Raw genomic sequence first — 5,833 nt, forward strand, 5'->3', positions numbered from 1 at the left:
CAGTTCCTCCGCCGCGTCTCGAAGCTCAAGCCCGAGCACCACGGGCTGCCGCCCCAGGAGATCGCTCGCAGGCGCAAGGCGGGCGAGGACCTCTTCGACGAGGCCGAGCATCTCGAGCTGGCCTACGCCACCGACACGCTCTCGCGCGTGCTGGAGACCGCGCCCACGCTGTTCGACAGCCGGGTGTTGATTCTCGAGTGCACGTTCATCGACTCGAAGCGCACGGTGCAGGACGCGCAGGAGCGCTCGCACATCCACCTCGAGGAGATTGTCGCGCGGGCGGACCGCTTCCAGAACGAGGCCCTGGTGTTGATGCACTTCAGCCAGGCCTACAGCCCCGACGAGGTGCATGCCGCCATCCAGGCGCGTGTCCCGGAGAGGCTTCGCGAGCGGCTGCGCGTTTTCGCGCCCACCTCGGGCCGCTGGTTCGGGTGAGGGGCGCGTGGCCCGGGGGACACGCCGTGGTCTCCCGGACACGCTCGCTCCGTATGGGGCCGTGCGCTCCGCGTCTCGAAGTGCCCGGAATGCGGGGCCTTGGAGCGGCCCGGCCCGTTGGCATCCCGCGTGCTCTAGCCCCCTGACAAGGAGGAATCCAAAGTCATGGGCAAGCGCGTGGGTGTTCTGATGGGCGGTTGGAGCGAGGAGCGGGAGATTTCGCTGAAGACCGGTGAGGCCGTGGTGGCGGCCCTGGAGTCCCGGGGCCACACCGTGAGCCGCATCTTCGCGGGCCCCGGGTTGGACCGCGCGCTGCGCTCGGCCGAGCTCGACGTGGCCTTCCTCGCCCTCCACGGCCGCATGGGCGAGGACGGCAAGGTGCAGGGCCTGCTGGAGCTGATGGGGCTGCCCTACACGGGCTCGGGCGTGCTGGCCTCCGCGCTCGCCATGAACAAGCCCATGGCCAAGAAGCTCTTCCGCCTGCACAACCTCCCCACGCCCCAGGGCTACCGCGTGGGCCGCTCGGACGCGCCCCGCGCGCTGGAGCTCCACGGCGACCTGGGCTTCCCCTGCGTGGTGAAGCCCGCGTGCGGTGGCTCGTCGGTGGGCCTCTCGCTGGTGCGCGAGCCCGAGGCGCTCGTCGCCGCCGTGGCCCTGGCCTGCCGCTTCGGGGGCGAGGCCCTCGTGGAGCGCATGGCGCGCGGCCGCGAGGTGACGGTGGGCATCCTCGGCGAGGAGGTGCTCGGCACCTGTGAGATCGCCACCCCTCGCGAGGGCTTCGACTACGAGGCCAAGTACAAGGGCGGCTCGCGCTACTTCCTCCCCGCGCGCCTGTCCCCCACGCGGCTGGCCAATGTGGAGTCCCTGGCGCTCGCCGCCTACCGGGCCCTGGGCTGCCGCGGCTACGGCCGGGTGGACCTCATCTGCTCCGACGACGACAACGACGTCATCCTTGAGGTGAACACCCTCCCGGGCATGACTCCCGTGAGCCTCCTGCCGAAGATTGCGGCTCAAAAGGGACTCGCCTTCCCGGCGCTGGTGGAGCACATCCTCTCGCTCGCCACCCGCGACGAGGTGGACGTGGCCGAGGCGCCCTTGGCCGCCGTGGCTCCCTCGGGTCCGCACCGCGCGGCGAGCTGAGGCGGAACGACCTCGAAGGTCACCCGGGTTGTGCTCGCGAGGCGTGGGATGGCCCCTCACGCTCCGTGACAGCCCGGGTAACTATTTGACAGCCACCGGACGCATCCCTATTGTCCGGCGCTCGTTACGCCCCGGAAAAGGCAAACCCTTGTCATTTCGGGCACATACGAGGCGGGGGGCCTTCGCTGGACCGGGTGCGGCGGTCGGCGTGGGTCGGTCTTTTCTTCTCCGCCGAGCAGGGTAAGGACCGCGGCGACTTCACCCGCGGGAGGGGCCAGGTCAGATGACCACCGTCGAAATCCTTTTCTTGGGCGTGTACTTCAGCGTCCTCTGCGTGCTGGCGGTCTACGGATCGCACCGGTACCGCATGGCGTATCTGTACTATCGCCACAAGTTCAAGCTCCCCACGCCCAAGGGCGCGCTGGCGGCGCTGCCACCGGTCACCATCCAGCTGCCCATCTTCAACGAGATGTACGTGGTGGAGCGGCTGGTGGAGTCGGTGTGCCGCATCGACTACCCGCGCGAGCTGCTGGAGATCCAGGTGCTGGATGACTCCACGGACGAGACGTGCGGCATCGCCCGCGCGTGCGTGGAGCGCCACAAGCAGAAGGGCCACAACATCGTCTACATCCACCGCGAGAACCGCCAGGGCTTCAAGGCGGGCGCGCTGGAGAACGGCCTGAAGACGGCCAGCGGCGAGTTCGTGGCGGTGTTCGACGCGGACTTCGTGCCCAGCCCGGACTTCCTGCTGCGCACGGTGCCCTTCTTCGCCGACTCCAAGGTGGGCATGGTGCAGGTGCGCTGGGGCCACCTCAACCGCGAGTTCTCCATCCTCACCCAGGCCCAGAGCATCTTCCTCGACGGCCACTTCATCATCGAGCACACCGCGCGCAACCGCTCGGGCTGCTTCTTCAACTTCAACGGCACGGCCGGCATCTGGCGCCGCGTCACCATCTCGGACGCGGGCGGCTGGCAGCACGACACGCTCACCGAGGACCTGGACCTGAGCTACCGCGCCCAGGTGAAGGGCTGGCAGTTCATCTTCCTGCCCGATGTCGTCTCCCCGGCCGAGGTGCCGGTGGAGATGAACGCCTTCAAGAGCCAGCAGCACCGCTGGGCCAAGGGCTCCATCCAGACGGCACGCAAGCTGCTGCCGATGATCCTCAAGAGCGACCTGCCCTTCATCGTGAAGCGCGAGGCCTTCTTCCACCTCACCAACAACATGGCCTACCTGTTGATGGTGCTGCTCAGCGTGCTCATGCCGCTGTCCATGGTGGTGCGCTTCCAGCACGGCCTCTACGGCACGCTCTTCCTGGACCTGCCCTTCTTCATCACCGCCACCGCCAGCGTCTGCGTCTTCTACGTGTCCGCTCAGCACGAGCAGGGCGCCAAGGGCTGGGCCCGCTTCAAGTACCTGCCCTTCATCATGAGCCTGGGCATCGGTCTGGCCATCAACAACGCCAAGGCCGTGCTCGAGGCGCTGCTGAACCAGCAGTCCGCCTTCACCCGCACCCCGAAGACCGGCGCCGAGGGCAAGAAGGTCGTCGCCGTGAAGAAGAGCTACCGCGGCGACAAGACCTTGCTGCCCATCATCGAGCTCTCCTTCGCCACCTACTTCACCGGCGCGCTCTGGTTCGCCATCGACAAGCACATCTACACGTCGGTGCCCTTCATCCTGCTCTTCCAGGTCGGCTTCCTGTACGTCGGCGTGTCCAGCCTCCTCCAGGGCCGCCTGAAGATCAGTGAGTCCGCTCCCGCGCCCCTCAAGGCCACCGAGGAGCAGACCCGCCGCGCCGCGTAGGCGTCGGGAGGCTCCGGGGTAGGGGAAACCCCCACCCCGGTCCTCCTTGGCTCATTTCACGGTCGGTGTACCGGCATCCGCTCCCGGGGGCGTGCCCGCGTCGGCGCCGACCGTGCCCGCGTCCGGGACTCCCCGTAGCAGCCGCTGCTCCTTCCAGGCCGGCTGAGGACCGCTCGAGGCCGGGCGGCAGTTCTCGTCGATCGCCGCCGTCGTCGCCGAGCGCAGCGTCAGCCCTTGGTCGTCACAGGCCGTCGCCTGCGTCGGGAAGCGCACCGGACATGCCGTGCCCGCCGGGGTGAAGGTCGTCGCCCGCGTCTCGCCCACGAAACCGTCCGGCGTCCGCTGGAGCACGAGGCTCACCGTCCCCCCATCCCCCTGAGCCTGCTCGCCCTCCCGGGCGCGCACCACCGCCAGGGTCAGCGTGCCGCCGTCGTCCTCTCCCCGGTAGCGGAAGGCCGGGTTCTCCGCGTGGTGGTACTCGCCTGCCTGGTTCTTCTCGCACCCCTTGGGGACGCGCACCGGCCGTGGAGTTTCGGGCGGGGTGGGGGTCCGGGCCGGACAGGCCATCAGGGTGGCGGTGAGGCCACCCGCTGCGATCATGAGAATCTTTCGGGACATTTGGCGCTGATCTTCCCCCAACCCGCCCCGCGGGTGGACTCCTGTTTGACCCCTCCCCCGCGACTCTTTAACCTTTGGTCCGCCATGTCCCTGCGCCGCGCCTTCCTGATCGCGTTGGTCCTCTGCTTCGCCACGCCTTCTGCCTTCGCGCAGGGGATGGATGATCTCCTCGCGCCCCTGACGCCCTCCACGAAGTCCAAGGGGAAGGGCAAGACGACCAAGCGCCGGCCGCCGAAGACCTCCAAGGCCGGCAAGGGTAGCGGGAAGGGCAGCCGGCAGGCCCCGGCTCCGGAGCCCGAGGCTTCGTCGGGGGCGGCCGATCTCCTCGCGCCCCTCGTCAAGAAGACCGAGCTGCTCGTGAAGCTGCCGGGCGGTCCGCGGGGCGCGCGCCTGTTCGTCGACGACAAGGACGTCGGCACGCTGCCCAGGGGCGCCCTCGAGGTGTCCCCCGGCGAGCACACCGTCGCCGTGCGCCGGCCCGGCTACCGCGACTTCTCCCGGCGCGTCACCGCCAAGGAGGGCGAGGTCACCGAGGTCGGCGTGCTGCTCGACCCGGTGATGGGCTTCGTCACCGTGAAGGCCGACGTGGCGGGCGCCCGGGTCATCGTCGATGGCGAGGACAAGGGCACGGTGCCGCTCGAGGGCCTCCTGCTCTCGGCCGGCTCGCATGAGATCGTCGTCAAGCGCGAGGGCTTCCGCTCCGAGACGCAGAACATCACCGTGCGCGCCGGCAAGGAGTACAGCGTCGACGCCAACCTGCGTCCGGTGGCCGTCGCGCAGAACGACAAGCCGCGTGCGCCGGTGCTCACCCCGAGCGCCACCACCAGTCCGTCTCCGCTCACCCAGGAAGTGCCGGAGGTCTCCTCCAGCGCTCCGCTCACCAGGCGCTGGTACTTCTGGGCCGGCGTGGGCGCGGTGGTCACCGCCGCCGCCGTGGGCACCATGGTCGCCACCCAGCCCCAGCCGCTCGATCCGCACAAGGATGTCTGCGGAGGCCGCTGCGACACCATCATCAACGGGCCTGCCGCCACCGCGAACGGCCTCCGGTTCTGAGACGCGGGCCCGTGGCGCGTCCACGGGCCCGAGGGTCAGGGTTCACTGGGTGCGCAGGTCGTCGTCCTGACCGGCGCCCCTGGGCTCGAGCACCAGGAAGACGTCGGTCACCCGGCCCACGCCCGAGTAGTCCAGCACCGTCGCGCGCACCTGGAAGGGCTCGTTCTCCGGCAGCCGGGAGGTCAGGTCCACCTGGCCCGGCTCGAAGTGGAAGGCGCGCGGGCCCACGCTGTCCACCACCTCGCGGCCCATCAGCACGTTCTCGGTGAAGCCCACCGCGCTGCGGTTGAGCACCCGGCCCGAGCCATCCACCACCTCGAGCAGGATGAAGTTGTCCACGTCGAATCCCCGCGTGCCCTCGGCATCGCCGTAGAGGCGGGCCCGGGCTCCGGACAGCTTCACGAGGGGCGTCTCCCCCCGGGCCACCACCCGGGGCGTGCGCTCGAAGTCGCGCGTGTCCACCTCCACGTCCTCGCGCTTCTCCTTGAGGGACTCCGTCTCCCGCTCCTCCGTCTCCTTCAGGAGCGGGTAGGGGCGGGCCGGACCCGAGGGCCCGGTGGGAACCTGCTTCACGCAGGACAGGGAGGTGACGGCCACGGCGACCAGGGCGAGCTTTCGAAGGGTCATCGTCGGTAACATATCGCCATGCTCTCCTTCCTGCGCCGCTGGCCGCTGCTGGCCCTGCTGCTCGTGCCCGGGCTCGCTCCCGCCGGGGACTCCGTTCCCCCTGAGGTGCAGTTCTCCCTCCAACACCTCAAGTCCGAGGAGCGGGCCCGCGCCGCGCAG

5 protein-coding genes and 1 pseudogene are annotated in these 5,833 nt (G+C 69.6%); 4 read left to right on the forward strand and 2 right to left on the reverse strand.

The features are described 5' to 3' along the window. From VF697_RS15350 to VF697_RS15360, 3 genes and pseudogenes are all read left to right on the forward strand, one after another. Positions 1 to 435: pseudogene (locus VF697_RS15350) on the forward strand (MBL fold metallo-hydrolase); the annotation flags it as partial. A 165-nt stretch (positions 436 to 600) separates the two neighbouring features. After that, positions 601 to 1,575, forward strand: a complete 975-nt coding sequence (locus VF697_RS15355; RefSeq protein ID WP_331095645.1) for a D-alanine--D-alanine ligase — start codon at positions 601 to 603, stop codon at positions 1,573 to 1,575. A gap of 283 nt (positions 1,576 to 1,858) precedes the next feature. Then, entirely contained in the window at positions 1,859 to 3,376 is a 1,518-nt protein-coding gene (locus tag VF697_RS15360; RefSeq protein WP_331095647.1) for a cellulose synthase family protein, read from the forward strand. Positions 3,377 to 3,427: 51 nt separating this feature from the next. Here VF697_RS15360 and VF697_RS15365 read toward each other — a convergent pair whose 3' ends face one another. Continuing rightward, a complete protein-coding gene (locus tag VF697_RS15365; protein ID WP_331095649.1) occupies positions 3,428 to 3,994 on the reverse strand; it encodes a hypothetical protein in 567 nt (188 codons plus the stop codon). Between the two features lie 84 nt (positions 3,995 to 4,078). Here VF697_RS15365 and VF697_RS15370 point away from each other — a divergent pair, with 84 nt between their 5' ends. Continuing rightward, positions 4,079 to 5,047 (forward strand): PEGA domain-containing protein, encoded by a 969-nt coding sequence (locus VF697_RS15370; RefSeq protein ID WP_331095651.1) that lies wholly within the window; start codon positions 4,079 to 4,081, stop codon positions 5,045 to 5,047. Positions 5,048 to 5,089: 42 nt separating this feature from the next. Here the strand turns inward: VF697_RS15370 and VF697_RS15375 are convergent, their stop codons facing one another. Beyond that, on the reverse strand, positions 5,090 to 5,674 hold the full coding sequence (locus VF697_RS15375; protein ID WP_331095653.1) for a hypothetical protein: 585 nt from the start codon (positions 5,672 to 5,674) through the stop codon (positions 5,090 to 5,092). Positions 5,675 to 5,833 lie beyond the last annotated feature (159 nt).

Origin of the sequence: Archangium sp. (assembly GCF_036388035.1) — a bacterium.
Lineage (GTDB): Bacteria > Myxococcota > Myxococcia > Myxococcales > Myxococcaceae > Archangium.

Bases quoted from the DNA above. Each gene is read 5' to 3' on its own strand.
- VF697_RS15355 (WP_331095645.1), top strand. From the start codon at position 601: ATGGGCAAGCGCGTGGGTGTTCTGATGGGCGGTTGGAGCGAGGAGCGG.
- VF697_RS15360 (WP_331095647.1), top strand. From the start codon at position 1,859: ATGACCACCGTCGAAATCCTTTTCTTGGGCGTGTACTTCAGCGTCCTC.
- VF697_RS15365 (WP_331095649.1), bottom strand. From the start codon at position 3,994: ATGTCCCGAAAGATTCTCATGATCGCAGCGGGTGGCCTCACCGCCACC.
- VF697_RS15370 (WP_331095651.1), top strand. From the start codon at position 4,079: ATGTCCCTGCGCCGCGCCTTCCTGATCGCGTTGGTCCTCTGCTTCGCC.
- VF697_RS15375 (WP_331095653.1), bottom strand. From the start codon at position 5,674: ATGACCCTTCGAAAGCTCGCCCTGGTCGCCGTGGCCGTCACCTCCCTG.